Source organism: Zobellia galactanivorans, assembly GCF_000973105.1.
Classification (GTDB): Bacteria; Bacteroidota; Bacteroidia; order Flavobacteriales; family Flavobacteriaceae; genus Zobellia; species Zobellia galactanivorans.
Window position 1 is genome coordinate 4,440,514 of sequence record NC_015844.1, and the last position, 26,427, is coordinate 4,466,940.

17 protein-coding genes and 1 pseudogene are annotated in these 26,427 nt (G+C 42.9%); 6 read left to right on the forward strand and 12 right to left on the reverse strand.

All coding sequences use genetic code 11. From position 1 onward, the window contains the following. Positions 1-25: 25 nt before the first annotated feature. The 5 genes from ZOBGAL_RS17810 to ZOBGAL_RS23980 all read left to right on the forward strand — a co-directional run bounded on the left by ZOBGAL_RS17810 (position 26) and on the right by ZOBGAL_RS23980 (position 12,799). A complete protein-coding gene (locus tag ZOBGAL_RS17810; RefSeq protein WP_046287579.1) occupies positions 26-1,111 on the forward strand; it encodes an aminotransferase class I/II-fold pyridoxal phosphate-dependent enzyme in 1,086 nt (361 codons plus the stop codon). A 4-nt stretch (positions 1,112-1,115) separates the two neighbouring features. After that, positions 1,116-3,047 carry a polysaccharide biosynthesis protein gene (locus ZOBGAL_RS17815; protein WP_013995111.1) on the forward strand — a complete coding sequence of 644 codons (1,932 nt, stop codon included), beginning with the start codon at positions 1,116-1,118 and terminating at the stop codon, positions 3,045-3,047. A 46-nt stretch (positions 3,048-3,093) separates the two neighbouring features. Further along, on the forward strand, positions 3,094-3,888 hold the full coding sequence (locus ZOBGAL_RS17820; RefSeq protein WP_046287580.1) for a polysaccharide biosynthesis/export family protein: 795 nt from the start codon (positions 3,094-3,096) through the stop codon (positions 3,886-3,888). Between the two features lie 33 nt (positions 3,889-3,921). After that, on the forward strand, positions 3,922-6,303 hold the full coding sequence (locus tag ZOBGAL_RS17825; protein ID WP_013995113.1) for a GumC family protein: 2,382 nt from the start codon (positions 3,922-3,924) through the stop codon (positions 6,301-6,303). A 376-nt stretch (positions 6,304-6,679) separates the two neighbouring features. Continuing rightward, positions 6,680-12,799, forward strand: coding sequence for a malectin domain-containing carbohydrate-binding protein (locus ZOBGAL_RS23980; RefSeq protein WP_013995114.1), 6,120 nt, complete (start codon positions 6,680-6,682; stop codon positions 12,797-12,799). Positions 12,800-12,888: 89 nt separating this feature from the next. Here the strand turns inward: ZOBGAL_RS23980 and ZOBGAL_RS17835 are convergent, their stop codons facing one another. The 12 genes and pseudogenes from ZOBGAL_RS17835 to ZOBGAL_RS17880 all read right to left on the reverse strand — a co-directional run bounded on the left by ZOBGAL_RS17835 (position 12,889) and on the right by ZOBGAL_RS17880 (position 25,212). After that, a complete protein-coding gene (locus tag ZOBGAL_RS17835; protein WP_013995115.1) occupies positions 12,889-13,629 on the reverse strand; it encodes a tyrosine-protein phosphatase in 741 nt (246 codons plus the stop codon). Positions 13,630-13,825: 196 nt separating this feature from the next. Next, the gene (locus ZOBGAL_RS17840) at positions 13,826-16,057 is read right to left on the reverse strand and encodes a TonB-dependent receptor (RefSeq protein ID WP_013995116.1); all 2,232 of its coding nucleotides are present in this window, start codon (positions 16,055-16,057) and stop codon (positions 13,826-13,828) included. A 104-nt stretch (positions 16,058-16,161) separates the two neighbouring features. After that, complete coding sequence (locus ZOBGAL_RS17845) at positions 16,162-16,638, reverse strand: hypothetical protein (RefSeq protein WP_013995117.1); 477 nt, start codon at positions 16,636-16,638, stop codon at positions 16,162-16,164. Between the two features lie 84 nt (positions 16,639-16,722). After that, positions 16,723-16,887: pseudogene (locus ZOBGAL_RS24080) on the reverse strand (phosphopantetheine-binding protein); the annotation flags it as partial. A 291-nt stretch (positions 16,888-17,178) separates the two neighbouring features. Then, positions 17,179-18,483, reverse strand: a complete 1,305-nt coding sequence (locus ZOBGAL_RS17850) for a DUF3570 domain-containing protein (protein ID WP_046288058.1) — start codon at positions 18,481-18,483, stop codon at positions 17,179-17,181. A gap of 13 nt (positions 18,484-18,496) precedes the next feature. Then, positions 18,497-18,709, reverse strand: coding sequence for a DUF4266 domain-containing protein (locus ZOBGAL_RS23215; RefSeq protein ID WP_013995120.1), 213 nt, complete (start codon positions 18,707-18,709; stop codon positions 18,497-18,499). Next, positions 18,706-19,686 carry an FAD:protein FMN transferase gene (locus ZOBGAL_RS17855; protein WP_046287581.1) on the reverse strand — a complete coding sequence of 327 codons (981 nt, stop codon included), beginning with the start codon at positions 19,684-19,686 and terminating at the stop codon, positions 18,706-18,708. Before ZOBGAL_RS17855 ends, ZOBGAL_RS23215 begins: the two co-directional genes overlap by 4 nt. 109 nt (positions 19,687-19,795) lie before the next feature. Next, positions 19,796-20,824: a Gfo/Idh/MocA family protein gene (locus ZOBGAL_RS17860; protein ID WP_013995122.1), complete on the reverse strand. Its 1,029-nt coding sequence runs from the start codon at positions 20,822-20,824 to the stop codon at positions 19,796-19,798. 1 nt (position 20,825) lies between these two features. Beyond that, entirely contained in the window at positions 20,826-22,094 is a 1,269-nt protein-coding gene (locus ZOBGAL_RS17865; RefSeq protein WP_013995123.1) for an MFS transporter, read from the reverse strand. A gap of 9 nt (positions 22,095-22,103) precedes the next feature. Next, positions 22,104-23,489: a four-carbon acid sugar kinase family protein gene (locus ZOBGAL_RS17870; RefSeq protein WP_013995124.1), complete on the reverse strand. Its 1,386-nt coding sequence runs from the start codon at positions 23,487-23,489 to the stop codon at positions 22,104-22,106. Then, complete coding sequence (locus tag ZOBGAL_RS17875) at positions 23,489-24,133, reverse strand: cyclase family protein (protein WP_013995125.1); 645 nt, start codon at positions 24,131-24,133, stop codon at positions 23,489-23,491. Before ZOBGAL_RS17875 ends, ZOBGAL_RS17870 begins: the two co-directional genes overlap by 1 nt. A 14-nt stretch (positions 24,134-24,147) precedes the next feature. Further along, positions 24,148-25,212 carry a tartrate dehydrogenase gene (locus tag ZOBGAL_RS17880; RefSeq protein ID WP_013995126.1) on the reverse strand — a complete coding sequence of 355 codons (1,065 nt, stop codon included), beginning with the start codon at positions 25,210-25,212 and terminating at the stop codon, positions 24,148-24,150. A gap of 174 nt (positions 25,213-25,386) precedes the next feature. On the opposite strand from ZOBGAL_RS17880, the gene ZOBGAL_RS17885 reads away from it, so the two are divergent. After that, positions 25,387-26,424 (forward strand): LacI family DNA-binding transcriptional regulator, encoded by a 1,038-nt coding sequence (locus ZOBGAL_RS17885; RefSeq protein ID WP_046288060.1) that lies wholly within the window; start codon positions 25,387-25,389, stop codon positions 26,422-26,424. Positions 26,425-26,427 lie beyond the last annotated feature (3 nt).

The window sequence follows — 26,427 nt, forward strand, 5'->3', positions numbered from 1 at the left end:
TAAAATATGGCTGTCTTCTCCCCATATGGGAGGAGGTGAACAAAAATACGTTCAAGAAGCCTTTGATACGAATTGGGTCGCTCCTTTAGGGCCTAACGTAGATAACTTTGAAAAATCCATAACCCAGTTTGTAGGTGGCAACATGCACGTAGCCGCACTTAGTTCAGGTACTGCCGCAATTCATCTCGCTTTAGAATTGCTGGGCGTAACCCGGGGCGATGAAGTAATTTGTCAAAGTTTTACTTTTTCGGCATCGGCCAATCCCATTATGTACCTTGGGGCAACTCCCGTTTTTGTAGATAGTGAAAGGGATACTTGGAATATTTCCCCTGAATTATTGGAGACCGCCATAAAGGATCGAATGGCCCATGGGAAAAAACCGAAAGCTATCGTAGCGGTCCATTTATATGGAATGCCCTATAAAGTAGATGAAATAGGGAAGATTTCAGAAAAATATGATATTCCCGTCGTGGAGGATAGTGCCGAGGCCCTGGGGAGCGCGTTCAAGGATAAAAAATGCGGTACTTTTGGGGAAATAGGGATTTTTTCTTTTAACGGAAATAAAATAATTACCACCTCTGGGGGAGGCGCCTTGGTGTCAAGAAAAGAGGAGGTGAAGAAAAGGGCCGTATTCTTGGCCACGCAAGCAAGGGACGATGCGCCCCACTACCAGCACTCAAATGTAGGCTACAATTATAGAATGAGCAATATCCTTGCAGGTATTGGCCGTGGTCAGATGGAAGTGCTTCAAGAACGTGTAGGACAAAGAAGATTTAATTACGATTTTTATAAAAAACATCTTGGGCATCTTTCCCAACTTGAATTTTTAGAGGAACCAGAGGGATATTATTGCAATAGATGGTTGACTTGCGTGTTGACCCCTTCCTTTGAGATTAGGGAAAAAATACGATTGGCCCTTTTAGAGGTCGATATCGAATCTAGACCTTTATGGAAGCCGATGCATATGCAGCCGGTTTTCAATGAATTTCCCCATTATAGCGATGGTACATCGGAAGACCTTTTCAACCGGGGGCTTTGTTTGCCAAGTGGCTCTAACCTTTCCCAAAATGATCTGGAAAGAATAGTGGAGTTAATTCTAACCAAAATTTAATCTGATGATAAAAGACTATTTAGTAAGTAATGCTCATAAATATGCGTCTAAGTGGTTGGTTTTGGCCATTGACGTGGTTATGATCTCTATTTCCTTTGTGTTATCGTATATCATACGTTTTAATCTCACTTTAGATTTTGAAATAGAAAGACTATTTGTTCAATTGCCTATTATTGCCTTGATAGCTTTGGCCTCTTTTATTTTTACGGGCTCTCATAAAGGGGTTATTAGGCATACGGGGGTAAGGGATGTATACAACATATTCAATGCCATTTGTCTTTCAAGCATTTTGCTGATTTCCATGGTCTTGTTCAATAGGGAGCTTGGCGTATTCGAGAATTTTACGGTTCCCTTGGGGATCATCATTATCCATAGCTTGTTGAGCTTTGTGGCCCTTACGGCTTCAAGGTATGTGTTTAAGGCGCTTTACAACAACCTTATGGCCCGCGATTTTAAGGTCAATAAGAATGTTTTGATTTTTGGGGCGGGGGAGTCGGGTATATTGACCCAGAACGCCTTGGTCAACCATACAAAAAGCCGGGTTAGGGTAGTGGGTTATGTCGATGAAGATGTAAAAAAGGTCGGCAAGCAAATCAATGGGGTAAAAGTATTTCATAAAGATGTACTGAACCGCGATTTTATTGTAAAGAACAATATTTCAGAAGTTATTTTTTCTATACAGAATATTGACCCAAGAAGTTTAAAGGTTTTGGTCGAAGGTTTGGTGGACTTTCCGGTCCAGGTTAAAATTGTTCCTCCGGTAGAGCAATGGATCAACGGTGAGTTGAAAGTATCGCAAATCAAGCAGATTCAGATTGAAGATTTGTTGGATCGTGCGCCGATCAACATCAAAAATTCAAAAATCGAAGGCGAAATCAAAAACAAGGTTATTCTTGTTACGGGAGGCGCGGGGTCTATCGGTAGTGAAATCGTACGTCAGGTATGTACTTATAACTATAAATCATTGATTGTTATCGATCAATCGGAATCGGCCTTGTACGATTTGCAACAAGAATTAAAACAAAATGGCTACCACAATTTTATGCCTATTGTGGGGGATGTACGCGATAAAAATAGATTGAACAACCTCTTTCAGGAATACAAGCCGAATATTGTTTTTCATGCCGCCGCCTACAAGCATGTTCCTTTAATGGAATACAATGCCTATGAGGCCATTAAGATCAATGTTGCAGGTACAAAGGTAGTGGCCGATTTGTCTATCAGTCATAATGTCGACAAGTTTATATTCATTTCTACCGACAAAGCGGTGAACCCGACGAATGTCATGGGGGCTACCAAACGAATTGCTGAAATGTATATCAGTTGTATGCAGCAAAAAGGAAAGACGAAATTCATAACCACGCGTTTTGGAAATGTGCTTGGGTCAAACGGATCTGTCATTCCTCTGTTTAAAAAGCAAATAGAAAAAGGAGGGCCATTGACCGTTACCCACGAAAACGTTACCCGTTTTTTTATGACCATACCCGAGGCGTCACAATTGGTTCTTGAGGCCGGTGCGATGGGAGAAGGCGGTGAAATTTTTATTTTTGATATGGGTGAATCGGTAAAGATATTCGATTTGGCCAAAAATATGATCAAACTGAGCGGACTTCGATATCCTGAGGATATCGATATAAAAATCACAGGTTTGAGACCCGGTGAAAAGTTGTACGAAGAACTGTTGGCTAATGGGGAAAATACCTTGCCTACCTATCATAAAAAAATTATGATCGGTAAGACCAGGGAGCTGGATTATACCTTGGTACATGCTAAAATAGATGAACTTTGTGTGTCCAATATGTTCTTTAATGAAAGCACGGTAAGTTTAATGAAGGAAATTGTCCCAGAATTTATCTCCAATAATTCGGAGTTGTGTTTGCTTGATAAAAAGAAGCAGAACACAACTAAGAATCATCCGCTTAAAAAAGTTTTATAAATTTTTTATTTGTTATCATTGCACCAAAATTTGAAACACTATGTCTATGAAAAAACGAAGTCTTACCGCGATTACTAGTTCTTTAAGGTCGATTATACCCCTTTTGGTATTGTCAGCCGTTCTACTTTCTTCATGTGCCACAAGAAAAGAAGTGGTTTATTTTCAAAATACGGGAGACTTTGAAACCTTGGTCGATAAGAATAGTTTTACCCCTAAGTTTAAGGTAGATGATTTAGTGAGTATTTTTGTGTCCACTTTAGACAGTGAGGCGAGCGCTCCATTTAATCTGTTTAGAGGGAGTTCCGAAGGTGGAATTCGCCCGGAACAAGTGGATTACTTGGTTGATAAGGAAGGGGAAATTGATTTTCCGGTAATAGGAAAAATAAAAATTGCCGGCTTATCAGGGGAGGAAGTCAGGGTTTTGCTTAGGGATAGGCTTTCGGATTATCTGAAAGACCCGATTATTAATATCAGGCTAAGAAACTTTAGTATCTCGGTTTTAGGCGAGGTGAATCGTCCAGGGACCTATCCAGTAGATGGGGAGCGGATTACTATTATGGAGGCTTTAGGATTGGCAGGTGACCTGACCATTAAAGGGAAGCGGGAAAACGTAATGGTCATTCGGGACTTTGATGGTACCAAGGTGTACACGCGTATCGACTTGACAAAAAAGGAAGCCCTAAGTTCGCCCGTCTATTATCTGACCCAAAATGATATAGTCTATGTAGAGCCGAACAATTCGGCCATCAAATCCTCTACCTTGGATAATCGGGCATCCATTTATGTCTCCGTTGCTTCCTTGTTGATTACCTCTACGGTGTTATTGATTACGCGTAATTAATTTGAAGACACTAATATTTACTAAAAGCATAAAATGAGCTTGAATACCCAGAATTCTATGTCAAATAATTCATTTGATTTTAAGGAAATACTCAATACCTATACGGCATACTGGAAATGGTTTTTGTTCTCGGTCGTATTTGCCTTGTTGCTTGCCTATGTTAATATTAGGTATGCTACCCCGAAGTTTGCGGTGCAGACCCAAATTCAGATTTTGGATGAAAAAAGTTCGGGTTCAGAGCTCGATATGTTTCGGGATTTGGAAGTCTTTGGAGGACAAACAACGAAGGTAGAGGATGAAATTCAAATTATCAATTCGAGATCCAATTGGGTAGAAGTAGTTAAGGAGTTGGGGTTGAGTACAAAAATTTACGTTCAAGGTAATATTATAGAGTCGGAACTCTATAAGAACCCTCCTGTAAAAATAAACTTTATCGCCCCTGATTCGGTTATAAACCGGGCAAATTTGAATTTCTTTCTTACCATTTCATCTTCGACCACCTTTGGTTATACAGAACAGGAAGACAAGCCGGTGAAGATTTATGCTTTTGGCAAGAATATTTCAACTCCCATTGGGGATATTGTTATTACGCCCAATGTGGCGACGTTAGAAAATTATAGGGATAAAACCTTGCGTGTTTCTATCAAACCGATTGACGATACAGCACAGTCCTATAGAGGACGTTTACAGGTAAGTTCCGTGGATGAATATTCGAATATCTTGAATATTCAGATGGAGGATGCGATTCAGGAGAAGGCCAAGGATATTTTGGATGCCTTGGTACGTGTTTATAATAGGAATGCCATAGAAGACAAGCAAATCATAGCGGATAGAACCTCAAATTTTATAGAGGAGCGTATTGCGAATATTGCTACGCGGCTTTCTAATGTGGATCAGTCTGCCAAGGATTTTAAGACGGAAAAGGGGGTTACCGATATTGCGTCCGAAGCCAATATTAATTTAAATGTAGGGGTAGCAAACCAGCAAGAACTGGCGAATGCGCGGAATCAACTTAATATGGCCGCTTCCATGCAGGAAATTGTTCAGCAGCAAGATGGCTATGAAGTACTGCCTACCAATATAGGGCTTTCTGACCCTACGATAGCGAGTACGACTGATCGTTACAACCAGTTGGTCTTGGAGCGAAAAAGACTGCTGAAGAGTTCGAATGAAAAGAACCCGGTAATCGTAAACTTAGACCAGCAAATAGCCGGTTTAAAGCGCAGTATGCAGTCGAGCCTAAGTAGTACGGTCAACAACCTAGGAATGACCGTTAATTCTCTAAGTGGACAACAAGCGCGATTCAATTCCAAGATTTATTCGGCCCCGGCCAATGAAAAAGCCTTAAGGGACATAACCCGAAAGCAACAAACGACAGAATCCTTGTACCTCTATTTGTTGCAAAAGCGCGAGGAGTCACAAATTGCGGTCGCCTCAACCTCACCTAAATCAAAAATTATCGATAAGGCCTATGCGGTTAGTAAAATGCCGGTTTCTCCCAAAAAGAATATAATTTATTTGGCCTCCTTTATTCTTGGTCTTTTTATTCCATTTTCTATTATATATGTTAAGGACTTATTGGACAATAAAATCCATAATATGCATTCTTTGGAGAAGTATGTGAGTGATGTGCCGGTACTTGGGGAACTACCTAGTATAGGTAAAAAAGACGAAAAATTGGTCGTAAAGGAAGATCGCTCGGTTTTGGCCGAATCCTTAAGGATAATCCGTACGAATCTTGACTATATTTTAAAGACCAAGAAGAAAGATGGAAAAGGCAATGTGGTGTATGTTACTTCAAGTGTTCCGGGAGAAGGAAAAACTTTTCTTTCAACCAATCTGGCCATGATTTTGGCCAGTACCAATAAAAGGGTACTCTTGGTAGGTGCGGACATACGAAATCCTAAATTGTATAGCTTTTTTACAAGTGGGGATATTGATAAAATGGCCAAACCTAGTAGGAATAAGGATGCTGGGTTGACCGAATATCTCTATGATAATACATTGAATGTTAAAGATATTGTCAACCCTATGTTGGTTCACCAAAATACCATAGATGTTATTTATTCAGGGCGTATCCCTCCCAATCCGGCGGAATTGCTCATGAGTGGAAGGGTAGAGGACTTATTGACCGAGGTATCAAAAGCGTATGATTATGTTATTGTGGATACCGCGCCTTTAATGGTGGTGACCGATACCTTGCTAATAAGTGATTATGCCGATTTATTGGTATATGTTACTCGAGCCGGGGTTACTGAAATCAGTGCGGTCGAGTTCCCGTTAAAATTGCAACAGGAAGGAAAAATCAAAGGTTTGTCCTTTGTAGTGAATGATGTAGACGCTTCTAATTTAGGATACGGTGGTAAATATGGCTACGGCTATGGTAAGACCCAAAAGAAATGGTGGAAATTTTAAGGAAAAAACATCTTAAAAAGTAATAAAAACCCTGAATTTATTCAGGGTTTTTATTTTTATACCTTGAATGGAGAACTTCTTAACATTCGAGGGTAAAGATCTTTTAAAAAAACACCTATTTTCGCGCGTATATAGAAATCTTCCCCTAGAGAACTTAACAGTAAACAGAACCCCTCTTCTTAGTATATGGAAAGAGGTATGTGGTGTATGTGTAAAGTTTGGTGAATCATCAGTTTAAGCTAGGCTTTGTCATTTACCGAAGTTCAGCCCGCTTTTAACGAAAAGAAGTAGGGTATTCAACCCTCAGGGTGTTAATAGATTATATTTGTTGGCTGTGTAAGACACAGGAATTAGGAAAAAGCAAACACTATTTGATATGAAAAAAAATTACGTAACAAGTTTTTTAATTACTTGTTTGATCATCTTTTTTGCGGGGAATTTTCGTGTCGGGGCACAATTGCCCGATGAGTTTCAGTTAGTAGAGTTGCATTCGGGTTTTACCAATGCGACTTCTATGGAATTCGCTCCCGATGGTCGAATATTCGTTTTAGATCGGTTCGGAGAGATTTTTATTCATAAACCCGAGCTTTTTACAACGGTAAGTGCGGGAACCATACCTGTGTATCACGGAGCTGAAGACGGCCTTTTGGCCATGGCCTTTGATCCTAATTTTGAGACTAATAATTGGGTCTATATTTATTACTCCCTTGAGAACGAAGACAAGAATAGGATTTCCAGGTTTACAATGAATGGAGATCTCCTTGATCTGTCTTCGGAAAAAAATATGTTGGAGTGGGAGACGCAGCGAAAAACGAGTTATCATGCCGGAGGGGATATGGGCTTCGATTCGCAAGGTAACTTATTGATTTCTACGGGAGATAATACCAATCATGGGAGCTATGCAGCAATACATGAGGGCTATAGTCCAAATAGTGCAGAAAAAAGTTCGTCGAATACCAATGATTTAAGGGGGAAAATTTTACGTATCAAGCCATTGCCTAATGGTACTTATGATATACCTACTGGCAATTTGTTTGCAGTAGGTACACCAAATACCCGACCTGAAATATATGTCATGGGGGCTAGAAACCCCTACCGCTTTTTTATCGATAAAGAGAACAACGATTGGATTTTTTGGGGAGAGGTAGGACCTGATGCTAATGACTCGGGGGAGAATGGGGAAGGGCCGGTCGGTATGGACGAAATGAACCTGACCAAGGAAGCGGGTAATTATGGGTGGCCCTATTTTTCCGGAAAAAATGAGCCTTATAAAATAAGTCATGCTACCCCTGTGTATAATAATCCCAACTCCCCAAAAAATGTTTCGACCTGGAATACGGGATTAGAGGATTTGCCGCCCGCCGTGGGCTCTTGGATGGAGTTTAAGAGGGGAAATGGTAGTAAATGGTCCATATTTTCTGGGCCTCGTTATTACTACGATCCGAATTTGAGCGATCAGCAAAGACTTCCCGCCGCTTTTGACGGGGTCTTGTTCTATTATAACTTTAATGATAGTAAGGTATATGCCGTAAAGATGGACGCAAATGGTACGATTTTGAGCACCGAACAATTGGCCCCCTCTGTTTTTCCGACAAATGCTGAGGATGGTTATATCGACATGGGAATTGGCCCTGATGGGCATATGTATATTTTGGAATATGGGGTAGGCTGTTGTGAAGATGGGGATGGTAGTGGTCGCTTGGTAAGGGTTGATTATACCGGTATCGTTACCAATTCTCCCCCAATAGTTTTGGCCGAAGCCGATGTTACCAGTGGAGCCTTAAACCTAACGGTCAACTTTTCTAGTGATGGCACCTATGATCCGGACGGGGATACCGGCTTAGTATATGAATGGGATTTCGGCGATGGGAGCCCCAAAGTATCGGGAGTAACGCAAACCCAGCATACCTATACCACGGAAGGTATATATAATGCCCAGTTAAAAGTAATTGATGGTGACGGGGCACAGGGGGTTAAAAATATAACGATATACGCAGGAAATACCAAAGCTGAATTTACTTTCAATTCTCCGCCCGACGGAGGTTTGGTCGGATGGGGTGACGATATTACGATAGATTTGGAGGTTAGCGATGCCGAAGATGGAAGTACCTCAGGTGGGGGGATTGATTGTAAGGATGTGGATATTATTCCTTCCTTGGGCCATTTAAATCATTTTCACGATGGGAACACATTGGATGGCTGTCCCGGAGACTATACCTTGGAATATAGTGGTCATAATATTGATGGGGGCGATGATCTTTACTATGTTTTGGGAAGTAATTACAAAGACCAAGGCAACCTTGTTTCCTTTGGTCAAATTCAATTGCACCCCAAACGAAAAGAGGCTGAATTTTATGATCAAGAAAGTGGGGTTCAGTTAATAGACAATACCGATCCGCTTGAAGGGGGCGAAGGGGCCATTCGAGTCAACCATAATAGTTATATTGTTTTGGAGGGAAGGAACTTGGCCAATATTTCCTCTGTAAAATACTACGTAGCTTCCAATAATGACGGAGGAAGTATTGAACTTCGCTTAGATAGTACCAACGGTACACTTTTAGCGACTTCAAATGTACCAAATACAGGAGGGGCCTCAAATTGGGAATATGTTGAGACCAATTTTGTGGAACCGGGAGGAAAGCACGATTTGTACTTTGTTTTTAAAAATCCGACAAGCCAGCAAAACAGTTTTGATATAAATTTCATCGAATTTGTAGGGGCGGGAGTTTCTGTAGATATGTCACCCCCCTTGGTGAACTCGGTAAGGGTAAACACTCCGACAGAGGTTCGAGTTGTATTTTCTGAATATGTTACCGCATCTACGGCCGAACAACTATCCAATTATACTATAAATAATGGAGTGACCATAAGTTCGGCAGAGCTTTTGTCCGATAATCGAACTGTTATTCTGTCTACCTCTTCTTTAGATTCGGGCATCACCTATGAAATCAATATAAAGAACGTAAAGAATACTTCGGGCATTTCTATTGTTGCGGAGGATCATTCCCTTTCTACGATAAATGCAATTCGAATCAATGTTGGGGGGGATCAGACCGTTCTTGATGACCAGATATTTTTAGCGGATACCTACGCAAGTGGGGGAAATCAGTTTGATGCGGCCATACCTATAAATGGTACTACCGACGATACACTCTACCAAACCGAAAGATATGGTACCTTTTCGTACGAAATACCGGTGCCGGCATCAGGTGAGTATGATATCCGCCTACATTTTGCGGAGCTTTATTTTGGTGTAGGTAGTAGACCGGGAGGACAAGGAAGTCGAGTGTTCAATATCTCCATAGAGAATAAACCGGTACTCACGAATTTTGATATCCTCTCGGAAGTAGAGGCAGCGACAGCATTACGAAAGGAAATCGATAATATATCGGTAACGGATGGTTTTGTTAGCATCTCGTTTACCGCCATAGAAGAAAACCCAAAATTATCGGGGATAGAAGTTTTGCCTCCTGATACTTTTGTAGGGGAGGAGAGCAGGCCCAAAATAACTATTACTTCCCCAATGAACGGCTGGGAGGTAAATGAACCTTTTCAGGTGGCTTTTGCCGTAGAAAACTGGGTGATAAACGAAGGGGATACCCATGTACATTATTTTGTCAATGGTACATTGGTCGACAAGTATTATGGTTATGACCCTATTCCTATCGATGGATACGGAGCTGGGCAGCATACGATTAAAGTGGAACTTTTTAATGCAGACCATACAGGTACGGGCATCTATGACGAAGTTGTCGTCAACGTTACCGGTCAGATAACTTGTAATGAAACTCCATTTCCCGAATCCTGGTCCGTAAAGCAACTGGAAGAATCTTCACTGCCTTATCCTTCGGTATATACATTCGCCAAATATGATTTTGACGGAGATGGTCTAAAGGATATTGTAACCGGTAGTTGGTGGTATAAGAACCCAGGCTCTGTAAGCGGGGATTGGATACGAAACGATATTGGAGAAAACTTTGGAAACGTAGTTCATGTGTATGATTTTGATGGGGATGGCAATTACGATTTATTGGGAACGGCCTTAGGTATTGCTCCCGATAGTCAATATGAGAGTGAGGTTCTTCTTTGGGCAAAAGGTGATGGCGCCGGTAACTTTACGATCTATAATAACATCCCGGCCGGTAATACCGGATATTGGGAACCATTTGTGGCAGGCTTGGCTGGAGGGGTCTTTAGTGTAAATGGCCCTTATCAAATGGCCATTAACTGGAATGGGGCCGAAAAAACCAAAGCACCGATTCAAATGCTTACCCCCTCGGCCAATCCGACCGAAGGAACATGGAGTTTAGTGGATATTAGTGAAGAGGGGGAGTCTTCTGGAGAAGATATTCAAGCCGGGGATATTGACCGTGATGGGGATTTGGATTTATTTCAAGGAGTGAACTGGCTACGAAATGACGGTAGTGGAAATTTTGAAATTTTCGATACGGGTATAAGCTATGTGTCGACACCTGACCGTGCCCAATTAGCCGATTTTGACCGTGACGGTGATTTAGATGCCGTGGTGGGGCAACTAAGTGCAGATACCTCTGATCCCGCGAGAGATGAATTTGCTTGGTTTGAAGCGCCTTCCGATCCGACCCAACCATGGATTAGACACCTATTGGATACGGATATAAAAGGAAGTCTCAGTGTATTTGCATCCGACATTGATTTTGATGGCGACCAAGATATTATCGTAGGAGAGTGGAGAGGTAGTCATCGTCTAATAGCCTTTGAAAACGACCTTTGTGGTTCCGGGGAATTTAACCTTAAGGTTCTTGACGCAGGAGGTCCTTTGGAACATCATGATGGGGCAAGGGTTGTTGATATTGATAATGATGGCGATTTGGATATTATCTCAAATGGTTGGAGAAACGATAACAGACCAAGAATTTATGAAAATACCACCATACGGCCAGAAGATGATCGGCCTATAGCTAATGCGGGTGATGACAGAACCGTTCTTCCCGGGGTAAGCTTAAAGCTGAATGGTCAAGGAAGTGACCCTGATGGCGGGGATATTGTTGCATTTCAGTGGACGCAAGTGAGTGGGCCAAACGATACCGGTATGAGTAATACCGATACTCAAAATGTAACCATCAACGGCTTGGTAGAAGGCATTTACGTTTTTCGTTTGAGTGTGACGGATGATGAAGGGGATACGGCGTTTGACGATGTGACTATTACGGTAAGTGATAGTCAAACATCAGTATCCCGTGTTAATGCGGGAGGACCAAATTTTACTTTTGACGGAAATAGTTGGTCTGCAGATCAGTATTATAATGGAGGGGGAACGATAACGAATATTATAGATATAGCCAATACGGAGAATGATCAACTGTATCAAACCGAACGTTACCGCGCTACCGGAAGCCTGATTTATGAGATTCCTGTGAATAACGGAGAGCTTAGTGTCAATCTCCATTTTGCGGAGATATATTATGGTGTGGCAGGAGGAGCTGCAGGAGGAGCTGGATCACGTATTTTTAATATCGATGTTGAAGGTCAGCAGCAAAAGGAAAACTACGATATTTTTGTAGCGGCTGGAGGTGCGGCAACGGCCGTAATAGAGACCTTTAGCGGTATAAATGTTACGGATGGCAGTTTGACCATTACCTTGACACCGGTCACAGAATACCCGAAAATATCAGGTATTGAAATAATTGAACCGGTAGTGGAAGGGGCACCTACGGCCGATGCCGGTGATGACCAAGTATTGACCTTGCCAATAAGCAATGTCGTGCTTACCGGGTTTGGATCGGATCCTGATGGAGGAGAAGTTTCTTATGCTTGGTCCCAAAAAAGCGGACCTGATTTGGCAACGTTGAGTGGAGCCGATACGGCAAGTTTGACCGTTAGCAATTTGAGTGCCGGAGTCTATGTATTTACTCTTGTCGTTACCGATGATGAGGGAGAATCGGATTCTGATACCGTTACGGTTACTGTTGTAAATGAAAATGGACTTTTGGCTGTTGCCGAAGCGGCTCCTACCGAAGGAAGTGCGCCACTAGAAGTAACCTTTACGGGTAGTAAGTCATTCGGTGATGTCGTTAGTTATTTATGGGATTTTCAAGATGGAAAAACATCGACCGATTCGGATACTGCTAATACCTTTGTTGAAAACGGCACTTACAATGTAGAGCTCACCGTTACCGATGCTGAAGGGGTTACCGATACCGCAACGGTGACCATAATCGTTTCGGAAACCCTTGAAGGGGATAAGATGGGGTATATTTTAAAAGACAACCCCGTTACCGAAGGCGTCGTAAGCGTTCGGGTGCTCAACCAACCTGCTGACTTTATGATGCTGGGGGTTAATTTGCACGATCAACAAGGACGATTGATTAGCGATATTAGTGCCGAGGATATTGTTCTTTCCGGGGATAATGCCTATAACATACCCGTTTATCTGTTAAGGGATGGTATTTACTTCCTGAACATAGTGAACAATATGGGTGACCCGGTTACCATAAAGTTCCTGGTGAAGAATTAGATTATTTTGAACTGAATATAAAAAAAGCCGCTATACAGCGGCTTTTTTGTTTGAATACGCGAAATTTCTTTCCTTCGATTTGACCTATCTTAATAAAAGGTCTCGATGGTATTATTGATCAATGGTAATAACTGCTCCAAGGTCTTTTTCGATACCGTAAGTTTTTTAAGGGCGTTGAATTGATTCATGTTATGTATATCCGAACCCAGGAAATCGATGAAACCGTTTTCTAAAAGTTCATGGGCTACTTTTGGCACTTCCTTGCCGTAATACTCGCTCAGCGACAATAAGTTCATCTGAAACAATATCCCATTGTCTTTGTATTGGTTATATCGTTTCATTCGATGGTGTAGAAAGCCATATCTCTCCGGGTGGGCCAGAATCGGAAAAAATCGATTGGAGGCCGTCTTTATAATGGCGTCATCAAAATTTATAGGTGGCTGCAAATAGGACATTTCTACAAGAAGATAGTCCTTCTTCATGGGCATTACGCCCGAGCTCTCCAATAAAAATTCATAATTGTCATCGATCATATGTTCGGCCGATGCCTCTATGGAAATATCTGTCAATCCATTTTGTAAAAGGGCATTCTTTAATTCCGATAGGGCGGCCTGAATCGTCTCTTTGGTGTTGGGGTAATAGTTAGACATGATATGTGGGGTGGCAATAAAATGCTTTACGCCCAATTCGGAAAATGCTTTGATAAGGCCAATCGATTCGTCTACGGTTTTGGCCCCATCATCAATACCCGGTAAGATGTGGTTATGGATATCGATAAACCCTTCTAGGTAATCGGACAAGAATTTCTTTTTACTGAAAAAGTGAAACATTTATAAGGGTTTCGTTAGTATCGTAAGAGGTATAACGGACAATGCCGATATTTATGATGTTTTGTTTGGTTCTATACAAAGATAAGTTAGAACCGCTATAATCGGAACAATTCTTAAAAACTTTGATCGGTCTTAAAAACAAAAACGATGGTAAGGTGAATTCACCTTACCATCGTTTGTATAAAAATTGAAAAAACTAAAAGGTGACCGAAACTTTTCCCCTTAAATAAAAGGGTGTACCCGGAGTAAAATGAATTTCTTCTACGGGTTCGGTTTCGTTAAAAAGTCGACTTTCAGTGGCAAATTGGGTTTCGTTCCATTCGGTGTCAAACAAGTTTTCTACAATTATGCCCAAGGTCCAATTCTTAATGGAATAGTTGATGTTCAAGTCGGTTACAAAATATCCTTCCGCCACAATGGAATTATCCTCGTTGGCAGGTCTATCCTTCACGAACTTATAATTGATCCCTCCTGAAAAATTATTGATATTACTAAAGGAGAGTCCCGCCGAAGACGTTAGGTCGGGGGCCAAGGGAATATAGTCTTGACCGCTTGGGTCTTCACTACTTCTCGCGTAGGTATAGTTGATATCACCATTGGCATAGAGCCAGTCGGTAAGTTGGTATCTTAAACCGAAATCTAGCCCAAGGCGCTTGGTTTTTCCGCTGGGTTCAACGATGCCCGCATCGCCAACGTAAACGAATTCCTGGTCAAGGAAGAGGGACCATAGGGCTACATTGATCGCAAGTCTGTCTATGGGTTTATAAATAGCACCCAGGTCCGCCCCATAGGCCAAGGGTAAAATTTCCTTGCCATTGTTGGCTGTAACCACTCGGGTGTCGTTTGAATGATAGCCTATACCTGACTTGGCAAATAATTGCAAGTTTGACGTGGGGGCATAGATGATATTGAGTTTGGGCCCGAGAAAAAGTTTGTTTTCACTTTTGCTATCGTAGGTTTCGGAAAGTTTATCGATATAATCGAACTTAAAATAGTCTAACCTGAGCCCTGTGTTCAGGGTCCATTTGTTTTTCTTGTAGGTGATATCAAAAAAACCGTAGGCATTAAGTTCGTCAACATCGCCGAAAGCCAGTCGCTCCAATAGGGTTTGGCGATTCTTGGTACGGGAGAGTTGAACGTCATTGACATCATCGTACCTAAACCCTATACCGGACTCGTACTTGAACTGTGAATCGTGATCACCAATATGAACGGAATGCTCGTAACTGGTTTCGGCCCCGATTATGGTGCGGTCTTCAGATTGCCTTATTTGGTCGCCGTTTACGGGGTCTTCCAAAAAGAATGTAAAATTGGAGAAAAGCTCGAAGTCATATTGGGTCAGATAGGCTTTAGATTTTACCCTTGAATGCTCATCAAGCTGTTTGGTATGGTTCAAAAGAAGGTTGCTCCTGCTGGTATTTCCTCCCTCCGTATCATCAATGGCCCCAAACCTACTGATGCTACCCGCGTCAACGCTACGTTGTGGTATCTGGCCCGAAGCGTCCCATTTACTTTGAAAGTGCGATAGGGTAAGGGTCAGGTCCTGATCTTTTCTATTATTGAATGAGTATCGTCCCATAATATTGATGCGATTGAAGTTTTGCGATGATTCAAAAGGACCATCGGTCAGAACCAGCTCAGAAGCCAAATAAGCGTTGCTAAAGTCGCTTTCGGCAACTTTGAACATACCTAGGGTACGGAGTGTATTAAACTGTCCTAGCTCAAGGGAGACCGTATTCTTATCGATTTTTCGTTTCGTTTTCAAATCGACGTAGCCGGCCGTATTGAAATTTCCCTTGTGGACATAATAGGGCCCCTTTCCGAAGTCGATGTTATCTATGGTTTCTGGGATAATGAAATGCATATCGGAATAACCCTGTCCGTGCGCATGCGATACCATGTTTACGGGAAGTCCGTCTACATTTATGGCCAAATCGGTTCCATGGTCGATATCGAATCCCCTTAAGAATATTTGTTCGGCTTTTCCTCCACCGGCATGCTGCCCTATAATTAACCCCGGTACTTTTCGCAATATTTCTTGTGAAGATTTTACGGGATTTGCCTTTACGTCTACATTGACAAAATTGCTCAGCGCATTTACTTTTGAAACCAATACGACTTGGTCGAGTGAGACGGCCGATTCTTGAAGGATGATTTCTACTGTGCTATTCAATTGGGCCTCGGTAATAGTAAGCTGTTGGTTTTTATAGCCCAAACTGTAGAAGTAAATCACATCACCGACCGAAATATCGTCCAGTTCAAAATATCCTGAAACATTGGTGTAGGTATACCCGCCTGTAGTCTTGTTATAGACCCCGACACCTTCTAAGGCGGTTTTATTTTCGCTTAGTACTTTGCCGTTCAGGTCATGGGCATAAGTGCTAGTACAAAAAAGCATTAATAATATATATATAATCTGTTTTTTCATCGTGTATAGTTTGATGTATAAAATAGAAGCCATAGGCACACCACCACAATAAAGAAAAGCGGTGTGTACGGTATATTGTAAGCCCCGATCTATAGGGTCTTATATCAAAAAAAATATGGCCGGATAGGTTTCGGTGGCTCTTCTATGGCATTGTAGTAGCTTGATTCTAGAAAGTTGTCGAAACAAAAATAAGTGGTTCGTGGTTCTGTGAATACAATACTGTCGTAGTCGTCAGAATCTTTGACCAGGTGTTTGTCGAATTTAAAATCGGCGTGCAGTTCTTCATCGTGATGCCCCTCTTCGTCGGATGCATCAAAGAGTGCGCTAAAAACATCGATGAATTCGTGTTGGTGAAGTGTTTCTTGACCGGAATGTTGGTGGGCCCGATGGTGTTTTTCCGTAACCGAAGCATGGGAAATAAGGTTATCATGAATTGTTAATATATGCGAGACCTCGTGAAGTACGGTTTGGATTTGCTGGTGTAAAGGATTGATGATATAACAGAGCGCAATAATCAAGGCCATATATTTGATAAGCCTTGATTTTAGGACTTTAGCCGAATTTTGTTTGGCGCAATGCATACAATCCTATTTTACTCGATAATCGAGATTAAATGCTCCGAGGCTTGCCTCGAGGAAGTTTACGTAATCTTGAACGGGTACGTTCTATTCCTTTAATAAAAAGGTTAAGGTCTCTTCTATATATTTTAAATATTCTGCAATAGTAGGCAATTCAAATATCTTTTTTAAGGGAAAATTATATTCTATTTCCTCATTGATACGGGGCGTAAGCCGTAGGGCTGCCAAAGAATGGCCTCCTAAAGAAATGAAATTATGGTGAACTCCCTACCTTGCCCAATTGTAAAACTTTTGCCCATATACTTTCCAATAGGGTTTCAAATTCGTTTCGAGGGCCATTTGAACGCCGTTCAAATTTTATAAGCTGACCTTATCTATTGGAAACGCTTTGGAACCCTGAAGAAAGGCGGCATAGGAGGATCTTTTCCTTTGAGCCTGTCGGAGCGATTGCCCTACCTCGGTCAATCCATAAAATTATCTACTATGGCTTGAAAGATGTAAGGTAGTGCTTCCCGATTTTGAAGTATAGACTTTTCTTGTCTTTTAATCCATTACAAAGTTGAAACCAGCCGTAACAATTTGATAGCCAAAGGAGGTGTCGCGATCGTATCGATAGAACTTAAGGTCGATACTTTTTAGTCCGAATTTAGAAATATGTAGTTGGGTAAAAATATCGGTATAAGATACGCCTAAACCATATTGATGCGCATTGTACTTAGAAAGGTCGTAGTCCGAAGTGTAAAAATTTTCGGTAGACAAATGGGTTTCATAGGGTGCAAAGTAATCCGCTGCCGTTTGATTGTAAAAACGATAGGAAGGATATACGGTAAACTTATCCGATAGTTTTATGGGGATTTCAACGCTTGCCGTATGTGAGTTGATGCCCCAGTCATCGAAGTAATAGCGATAATAGGTGCGTAGCGACAGTATTTCGTTCACATACCAGTTCAAACGGCCTCCTATAGCGATTTTGAAGCGGTTGTCAGGAAGGCGTTCGATATCGTCGGCGAGATGGAAATCTTCAATAAAGCTATCCGCTACATCGCTGAAATAAACCCTTTGAAAAGGCGTGGAAAGTAGGCCTTGTTGTTGCACGAGGTCTATCGATACCAATCCCTGAACATTCTTGTGCAATATTTGCGAAAGTCCAAAACCCATGGAGTATGAGTTTCTGTTCTTCTTTGTTAACTCCGTGAATTGTGGACTGTAATTTGGGTTTCCTGAAATTTCGTCGGGTCTGAAAAAACCTAGCCCTCCATCGGAAAAAGGACGAAGTTCTATTGGGTAAACGGTAGTCCAGCTATCCAAAAAGACATTGGCATTTATACTGGCTTCAGTATTTTTTTCATTGAATAGTTTGGAATAGCTCCCGCCAAATCCCAAAGAGAAGTAATCGTATTCCGAAGCGAGCGAAGCGCTGGCCGACCAAACATCGTTCCTGTTATCTGAACTATGGGTATAACTACCTTTTAGGTTGACCCAATTATCGGCTTTTGAGGCCCCGCTACTGGCCACAAATGCATTGGCGCTACCTTTTCCGTCAAACGGATCGACATTGCTTGAAGAGGCCGAGGTATAGGCCGATACGCCTGCATCTATGGTCAAGACATCATCGTCGTTCAAGGGTATCGATACTACTATGGTACCGGTAATATCCGTTAGCTCTTCTGTTCCAATGCCGCCACTGACCGCTGCATTATCTCCATCTTGCGAGTAGTAGCTTGATAAAATATCGACTTCGGTACTCTCAAGAACCCGTTTTTTGTAGGTGGGTTCTTCTTGTGACCTTGCTTCGGCAAAAGCGAAAACCAGCAAGATCAGGAGTATATTTTTTATGTGGATCGTCATATCTGACACTTTTTTAGTTACAGCCGCATCCGCCACCGGTTTTTCCTCCATTTGCCCCTGCGGCCGCTTCGCGATATGAATGCGCGATCGTTACATTTCGGTCGCACTTTTTGTCCGACAGGGCCATATCGGGATCGTTGAGGTTTACTTTATCGTACTCTTTTACCACCACACAACTGTTTAGGGTTATGATAAACAATACTACTGTCAAAAATCGAGCGATCATAATTTTTCTATTTCTATTTTGTCGGATGTATGGATGTTTCCTTTCCCGTCAATTAAAATGCATTCAACATTCGGTATCTGGTTGATTCTGTTAAGCCCGACTTCCTTCCCCATAACAAAGACCGAAGTGGCCAAGGCGTCGGCAAGTTCGGCTTTTGGGGCGAATACGGTTGCGCTGATGATGCCCGCGGACGGATAGCCTGTTCTCGGGTCGATGATATGGGAATAACGAATACCGTTAAACGTTACGTATTTTTCGTAATTGCCAGAGGTTACAACGGCTCCGTGTTGTATGGGAAGCAGTGCAAACACCTTATTTTTATCCATCGGATTGGTGATGGCCACTTTCCAAGGCTCGCCGTTTGCTTGTTTGCCCCATGTGTTCATATCGCCAGAGGCATTGATGATACCGGAAACCACACCTTCGCTCATGAGCATTTTTTTGGCATGGTCGGCCGCATAGCCTTTCCCTATGCCCCCAAAACCTATTTTCATGCCCTTTTCCTTTAGAAAGACGGTGCGGTTTTCTCTGTTTAAAACGATTTTTTTATAACCGACTCTAGAAACGGATCGTTTTATGGCTTCGGGGGCGGGAATTGTGGTCATACTCCCGTCAAACTTCCAAAGGGCATCCATGGAGGCGTAACTAATGTCAAAAGCACCGTCGGTGAGTTGGCTAATGGCAAGGGACCGTTCGATAAGGTCGAACAGTTCTTTGTCGACTTTTACCGGTCTGATTCCTGCGTTTTTATTGATTCGTGAGGTCTGCGACAGACTGTCCCAAGAAGAAATCAATTTTTCAATTCTTGAAATATCGGCAACGGCCATATCAATATATCTATGGGCCTTGGTCGAATCGGTATCGACAACGGTGATGTCGAACCTGCTGCCCATAAGCCTTAGGGTACGGCTATAACTTTCTTGTGATCGAGCGTATATAGCGGTAAACACGCAAAGGGCTAATAATATCCTCTTCAAGATCGGGCGGATTGAATTCTATAGACTTATGTAAGATGTATCAACAAAGATACTGGGCAAAGGTATGCCTCTATCTTATACAAATGTAAAAAGTGCGGAAATATTGTGTTTACGCGATGTTGACAGGCGATTTTTCATCGTTGGAACGGTAGATGGCATCTTGAACCTCTATGTTCTTTAGGTATTTAGATACCTCCGTTTCAAAGGGCTTGTTATCGCACAGTCGTTCTATGAAATGTGATTGTGTGGCGAAGACACAATCGCCCGAAAAGTTCTTATTCTCAAAGTGGTAGGTGTGCTTGGTTTCTTTTTTGCCGAGGGGCTGCACGGTAATGGTGCCGTCGTCATAGAGCCTTATGCTGCCCTTGGGACCATCGATCAGTACCGAGCCAAAGGTCAACCTGGGGTCTTCGGCCGTATTTTCGTTATAACGGCTCGCATCTAAAAAGCCTAGGGTTCCATTTTCAAAATCAAAATTTACCCAAGCAAAATCCTCCCCTTTAATATTGGGGTTCAAGGTGCGTAACTTGGCGTAAACACTTTTGATGTTTCCTCCCAAAAAGCTGAAGACGTCAATAAAATGGATACCGGTCTCATAGATAAGCAGGCGGTCCATTTTACGGAAATAAGGTTGTCGGTTCATATAGGCGTCGTCTTGCCAGCCATCTCCCATGCGCATACGAAGTTGAATGGTCTGTATTTTGTCGCCTATTGTATTCTGTTCCAATAGCTTTTTGATTTCGCGGTACCATGGCATAAACCGGAAATTCTCGTGTACCATCATACGGACTCCCGAGCTTTTTATCATTTCTGCTATTTGAACGGACTCCCCATAAGTAGGGGCCAAGGGTTTTTGACAGATGATATCGATTCCGTTTGCAATGGCAAGTTTACAGAGTTCTAAATGGGTTTCAGGGGGTGTTATAATATCAACGAAATCAGGTTTTTCCGTTTCGAGCATGGTAACCACATCGTCATAGGCCTTTTTGAAACCATAGGTGTCACAAACGGTTTGGGCCTTTGCGAGTTGGTGGTCGCAAATGGCTGCAATCTCTACATTCTCTATGCGTTGCCAGGCATCAAAGTGAAATTGACTAAAATAACCTGCCCCGATACATACTCCTGTTAACTTTTTCATTTTAGTATAGTGAAAAGTGTTTTGATGGTTTCATATTGTACCAAATGAATATGGCCATAATGTTGAGGGCCGCACCTACTATAAAAAATAGGGTAGTGGAACCTGTCCATGCCAATAAATAAGGGAATAATAGGGCTGTAATAAAGGCTCCTATGTTTCCGGCCATGTTCATTGTGCCCGATACCGTTCCCGAGTGCTTTTGGCCAATATCAACACAAAAGGCCCAAGATGGGGGAAGGGTCATGTCCGCCCCAAAAATAGCGATACTTAGAAAAACAATGGCTCCAACGGCCGAATCCATATAAATACTTCCCAAAAGACCAATGGCCGCAAGGCCAAAACCGATAGATGCGGGCAATATTCTCGATTTGTTCCAATTGCCGTTTTTGAATATCCTGTCGATCAGCCAGCCTGAGACCCAATTGCCTATGGCCCCAAAAGTGAGGGGTATGGCCGAGTAGAATCCGGCCTCGACCGTTTCTAGTCCGTATTCGCTCTTTATATGGGGAAAGAGCCAGGTAAGGGCAAAGAAAAAGGTGAAATTACTGGCAAAGTACTGGCCCATGGCCAACCACATGTTCCTTGATTTAAGCAGGGTTCCGAAATGTATTTTTTCCTTGGTTTTTGTAGCTTTTTTGTTTTGTCGGGAGGCAATGATAAATTCCTTTTCCACCTTTGAAATACCGTTGTGTTCCTCGGGGGTGTCACGGAATAAAAAGTACCAGGCCAATGCCCAGAGCACGCCAACGGCACCTAAAATGAAAAAGGTGATCCTCCATCCGAAGTCGTTTACCATCCAGGCAACGGCAGGTAGGGCGAAGGCCGCACCTAGTCGAGAACCGGAAAAATTGATGCCGGTTACCAATCCCCGTTCCTTTAGGGGGATCCAGCTAAAAATGGCCCTTGACATGCCGGGAAAGGCACCCGCCTCACCCGCGCCAAAGAGAAAACGTACGATCAAAAGCGATATAAAATTAAATGCTGCTCCCGTCAATGCGGTAAACACCGACCATAAGGTTACGATCATAGTGAGTACCCGGCGTGGCCCGAAGCGGTCGGCCAAAATACCCGACGGGGTTTGAAAAAAGGCATAGCCAAGGGAAAAGGAGGCTAGAATCCATCCCATTTGTTTGTCGCTGAGGTTCAGGGCTTCCGAAATGGGGTCTTTGGCAACAGAAATACAGATGCGGTCAATATATAAAAGCAGGGCCAGCAAAAATGTGCCGACCACCATAAAATAACGTTTAGGGAAATAACCGTGTTCTTTCATCTTTATCTATTAATTCAAAAGTTCTATTACTTCGGCCACTGCCTTTTCATCACCAACATTTCCAGGGAAAACGATATAAGGTAAATTAGGGAATTTCGACTCATTTCCCAATTGCCATACCGGAACCCCTTTAATGACCTGTCCGAGAACCATGGCGCGTTTTACACCCAAACCCTTGGTTGCGATATCGCTAGACGTTATCCCTCCTTTGGCCAGTATATATCGCGGCCGAACCCTTAGCTGTCTTATAAGGGAGTTCAGTCCGTTCGCCACTTCGTTGACAATAGCCAGGCTTTCTTTTTTATCGGCGCCCTTTACGATGGTGCGACTGGTGTAAATTACAACGTTTTGCCCCTTGTCTATGGCCTTGTCGGCTTGTTCGGCCAAATCGGATATTTGGGCGCTAAAGGCATTTATGTCGAAGACCAAATTCGCGTTCAGCTCAAGGAAGAGGGCGGAGCTTCTGTTTTTGAGATAGTTTAATTGGGCCGTTGTTTTGGGGACGTAAGAACCGACAACGGTCAGGGCTCCATAGGAAACTTTGTTCTTTAATATCTCGCCTTTTTCAAGGCATTTTTTAGGGGCGATTCCTCCCAAGGCGTTGACAAAGGAGGCGGCGCTTCTAAAAACGAGATGGCCTTGATGTAAAAGACAGGACAAGGCTATGGCCTGTAAGTCGGAATAACTTGTGGCGTTGACAACAAAATGTGTTTTCGTCTTAGAGGTTAAAGCTTTTTGGACCTTCGTCAAATCCGATGCGCGTAAGTCGGTTAGCGATATCGACCCGATTTCATCGGGAGATATGCGGGGCCCATACTTTTCGAGAATGTATTCCTTAAGGTTGGATGAAGAATAGCCAAAAGTATTGTCTTGGGCGAACGGTGTTTTGGAAGCTGGTACAAAGTGTTGCTTTTCGGCAACGTAGTGCACATCATTGAAGGTGTATCTTCCCCCTTCAAAAAAAGCGGGAATCAACAGTTGTTTGGTGTTTTTCCACCCTAATCCCTTGACCAGGGCTTCTACCTCGTTCGGATAATGGCCTCGTAAGGTGGAGTCGCTACGGCTGATTACCAAAACGGACTTATCAAGTTTGTCGGCCGCTATCTTTAAGCGTTGACCGATGCATTCGGCAAGGGAGTTGGCTTCTTCGGCCTGTAAACTTCTTGAGTTGGTCAGGATAAAAAAAATACGGTTATCAACTAGTTCCCGTTCTAAGATCTCTTGGGTCCATTCCGTTATTACCGGTATGTCGTATATGGTTTGGGTACCGGTGGGGTCATCATCTAGAACGACTATGCTTTTGGGGGATGTCTCCAACGCTTTAAGAATAGCCCTTTCGTATCCGGGTAGCGCATCACCTTCCGTAATCGAACGTAAAATTGCCGTTTGTTCCATTAATTTTCAGTTTCTATAGCTATGACCCGGGCCGGCGCGCCATCGCCTTTTGCTACTTTCAAAGGAAGGGCGATGAGCGTGACCTTGGGTTTTGAGAGTGCCTCAAGGTTGGTTAGCCCTTCTATGATGATTACCTTGTTCTTAAATAAGATCGTGTGTATTTCGGTAACCTCTTCAATATTGTTGACATCCGCCACCGATGGGGGTTCCACGCCCAATATGTTAACGCCGTTGTTGCCGAGCCAAAGGGCGAGCTCCTTGCCGATACGCGGTAAGCTGTTTCTATAACTATCGGTCCCCGCCCGCTTGCTCCAACCGGAACGCAATAATATGCTTTCCCCTTTTCTGAACGAATGGGCCACGTCTCCCAAATGGGAAACCTTTATTTCTTCGCTAGGGGAGATGGAAGTGATATCTACGACCCAGGCTTCTGAAATAAAATGGCTTACCGGCAACTCGTCTATGGTCTGATCAGTGGTTTCAAAATGAATCGGGGCGTCCATATGGGTGCCACTATGCGAGTATAGGTGCAAGGTGGTGGCGTTCCATCCATCATCGGCTACTGTTTTAGCATTTTCTATGGATGCCCCGGGCATATGGTTGCCAATGGTCTGTGTTAGGTCTATGATTCGTTTTTCACCCATTTGGGAATTCAGTTTTAATTGGCCTTTATGAATGCGACTACACTTTCTGCCACTTCGGAAGTTGTGGCGTTTCCTTTGAGGTCCTTGGTTAAATTGCCCTTGGCGGTAGTGTGTTCTATACCGGCAAGAATATCCTGGGCAGCCTCTGATTCGCCCAAATGTTCCAGCATGATGGCCGCGGACCAGATTTGACCTATAGGGTTGGCAATGTTCTGTCCTGCAATATCGGGTGCAGAACCGTGAATAGGCTCGAACATTGAAGGAAAATTATTTTCAGGGTTGATGTTTCCACTACCGCCGAGGCCTAAGCTTCCCATTATGGCACCGCCAAGATCGGAGAGGATGTCGCCCATCATATTGGTAGTGACGATAACATCAAAAACTTCAGGTTTCAAAACAAAGCTGGCCGAAGCATTGTCAATGTACATTTTCGTATAGGTAACATCAGGATATTGCTCCGCAACCTCCGCTATGACCTTGTCCCAAAAGCCCAAGGTGTAGATCAAGGTGTTCGATTTGGTTACGTTGGTCACGTGCTTTCGGCGCTTGCGGGCCAATTTAAAGGCGTAATGGGCGATACGTTCAACGCCTAATCGGGTGACCATGCTGGTGTCGACGGCGACGCCATTGGGGGTGTCAGGGTAAAGTATTTTGCCGTTTTGGACAAATTCCCCTTCGTTGTTCTCACGAAGAATGACAAAATCGATGTCTTTTTCGGTTTTGTCCCTTAGGGGACTTTTTACCCCGGAAAAAAGTTTTACCGGTCTGTAGTTGACATATTGCTCCAGTTGGGTACGTACTTTAAACGTGTAGTCCCTTGCCGGAAGGGTATCATCCACCGCAGGTAGGCCAACCGCCCCAAAGTATATGGCATCAAAGGCCTTTAGTTGCTCTATGCCGTCTGAGGGCATGAATTCCCCATGCTTTAAATAATGACCGGCACCCCATGAAAAATCGGTAGTGTCTAGGGAAAAATTGTGTTTTGCTGCCACGGCCTCTAATACGGATACGCCCGCTGGTACAATTTCGGATCCTATGCCGTCTCCTTTTACAACGGCTATTTTATATGTTTTGCCCATAGTTCTTGAATAAAGCTAAATTTTTGTTGCACAAATTTGCACAAATATTAAATGTTAATTTATCGATTAATTAAGTATTTTTGACAAATATATGTAAATTTGGTTATCAATTTTGATAATAATACAAATTATTGCGCAATATTTTGCTCAATTGATTTTGCTAAAGAATATCTTTTGAAACAGCGTCCGAACAAACGAAATGCCACTTTACAAGATATAGCCGAGAAGTTAAACTTATCGGTATCGTCCGTTTCGCGTGCGTTAAAAGATAACCCTCGTATCAGCGGTTTTACCAAAGAAAAGGTTCGACGTGCGGCCGAGGAACTAGGCTATGTCTCCATTGATACCTTAGGGCTAAAAAAAGGAAGTGCCTCTAAATTGATCGGGGTTATCGTTCCTAAGATCGGTTATCACCTATATGCAACGGCTATCAGTGGTATTGAACAAATAGCCGAGCAGTTCGGTATGCGCATTGTCGTTTGCCAAAGCAATGAATCGAGTGAACGCGAAAAAGATTTGGTAAACGAACTGATCAATATCGGGGTCAAGGGCGTAATTGTGTCCTTGGCCAGTGAGACCAAAACTTTTGGACATTTTGAGAAGTTGAAGCGAAATGGAGTCCCTTTGGTTTTCTTTAATAGGGAATGCAATGAGGTCTTGACCCATAAGGTAACGATAGACAACCGGTTGGCCGCCTATAATGCGGTACAACATTTGATTTCCATAGGATGTGAACGAATAGCCTATTTGGGCGGACCTGAAATCCTTCAGATCAATCGAGACAGGGCGCAAGGCTATAAGGAAGCCTTAAAGGAAGCCGGACTAAGGCAAGACGCAAGCTTGCTAAGGTTCAGCACCTTCGATCGCGAAAGTGCGATGAGCGCCGCTAGGGACCTGCTTTATCAGTCGGAATATCCCGACGGTATCTTGGCCTTCAGTGACCAAATGGCCATCAGTGTTATGTTGGCCGCAAAGGAAAGAGGGATTTCCATTCCAGAGCAACTCTCCATTATAGGTTTTAACAACGAACCGGTGGGTGAGCTGTTGGAACCCTCCCTAACCAGTATCGACCAACCGGCTTTCGCTATGGGGCAAGAATCGGCGAAGCTACTGCTGCAACCCTCTACCGAGTTTAAGCTGAATTATGAAAAGAAGGTGCTCAATTCCTTCATCGTGATACGGAATTCTACAAATAAGAATAAAAAAAACTGAACC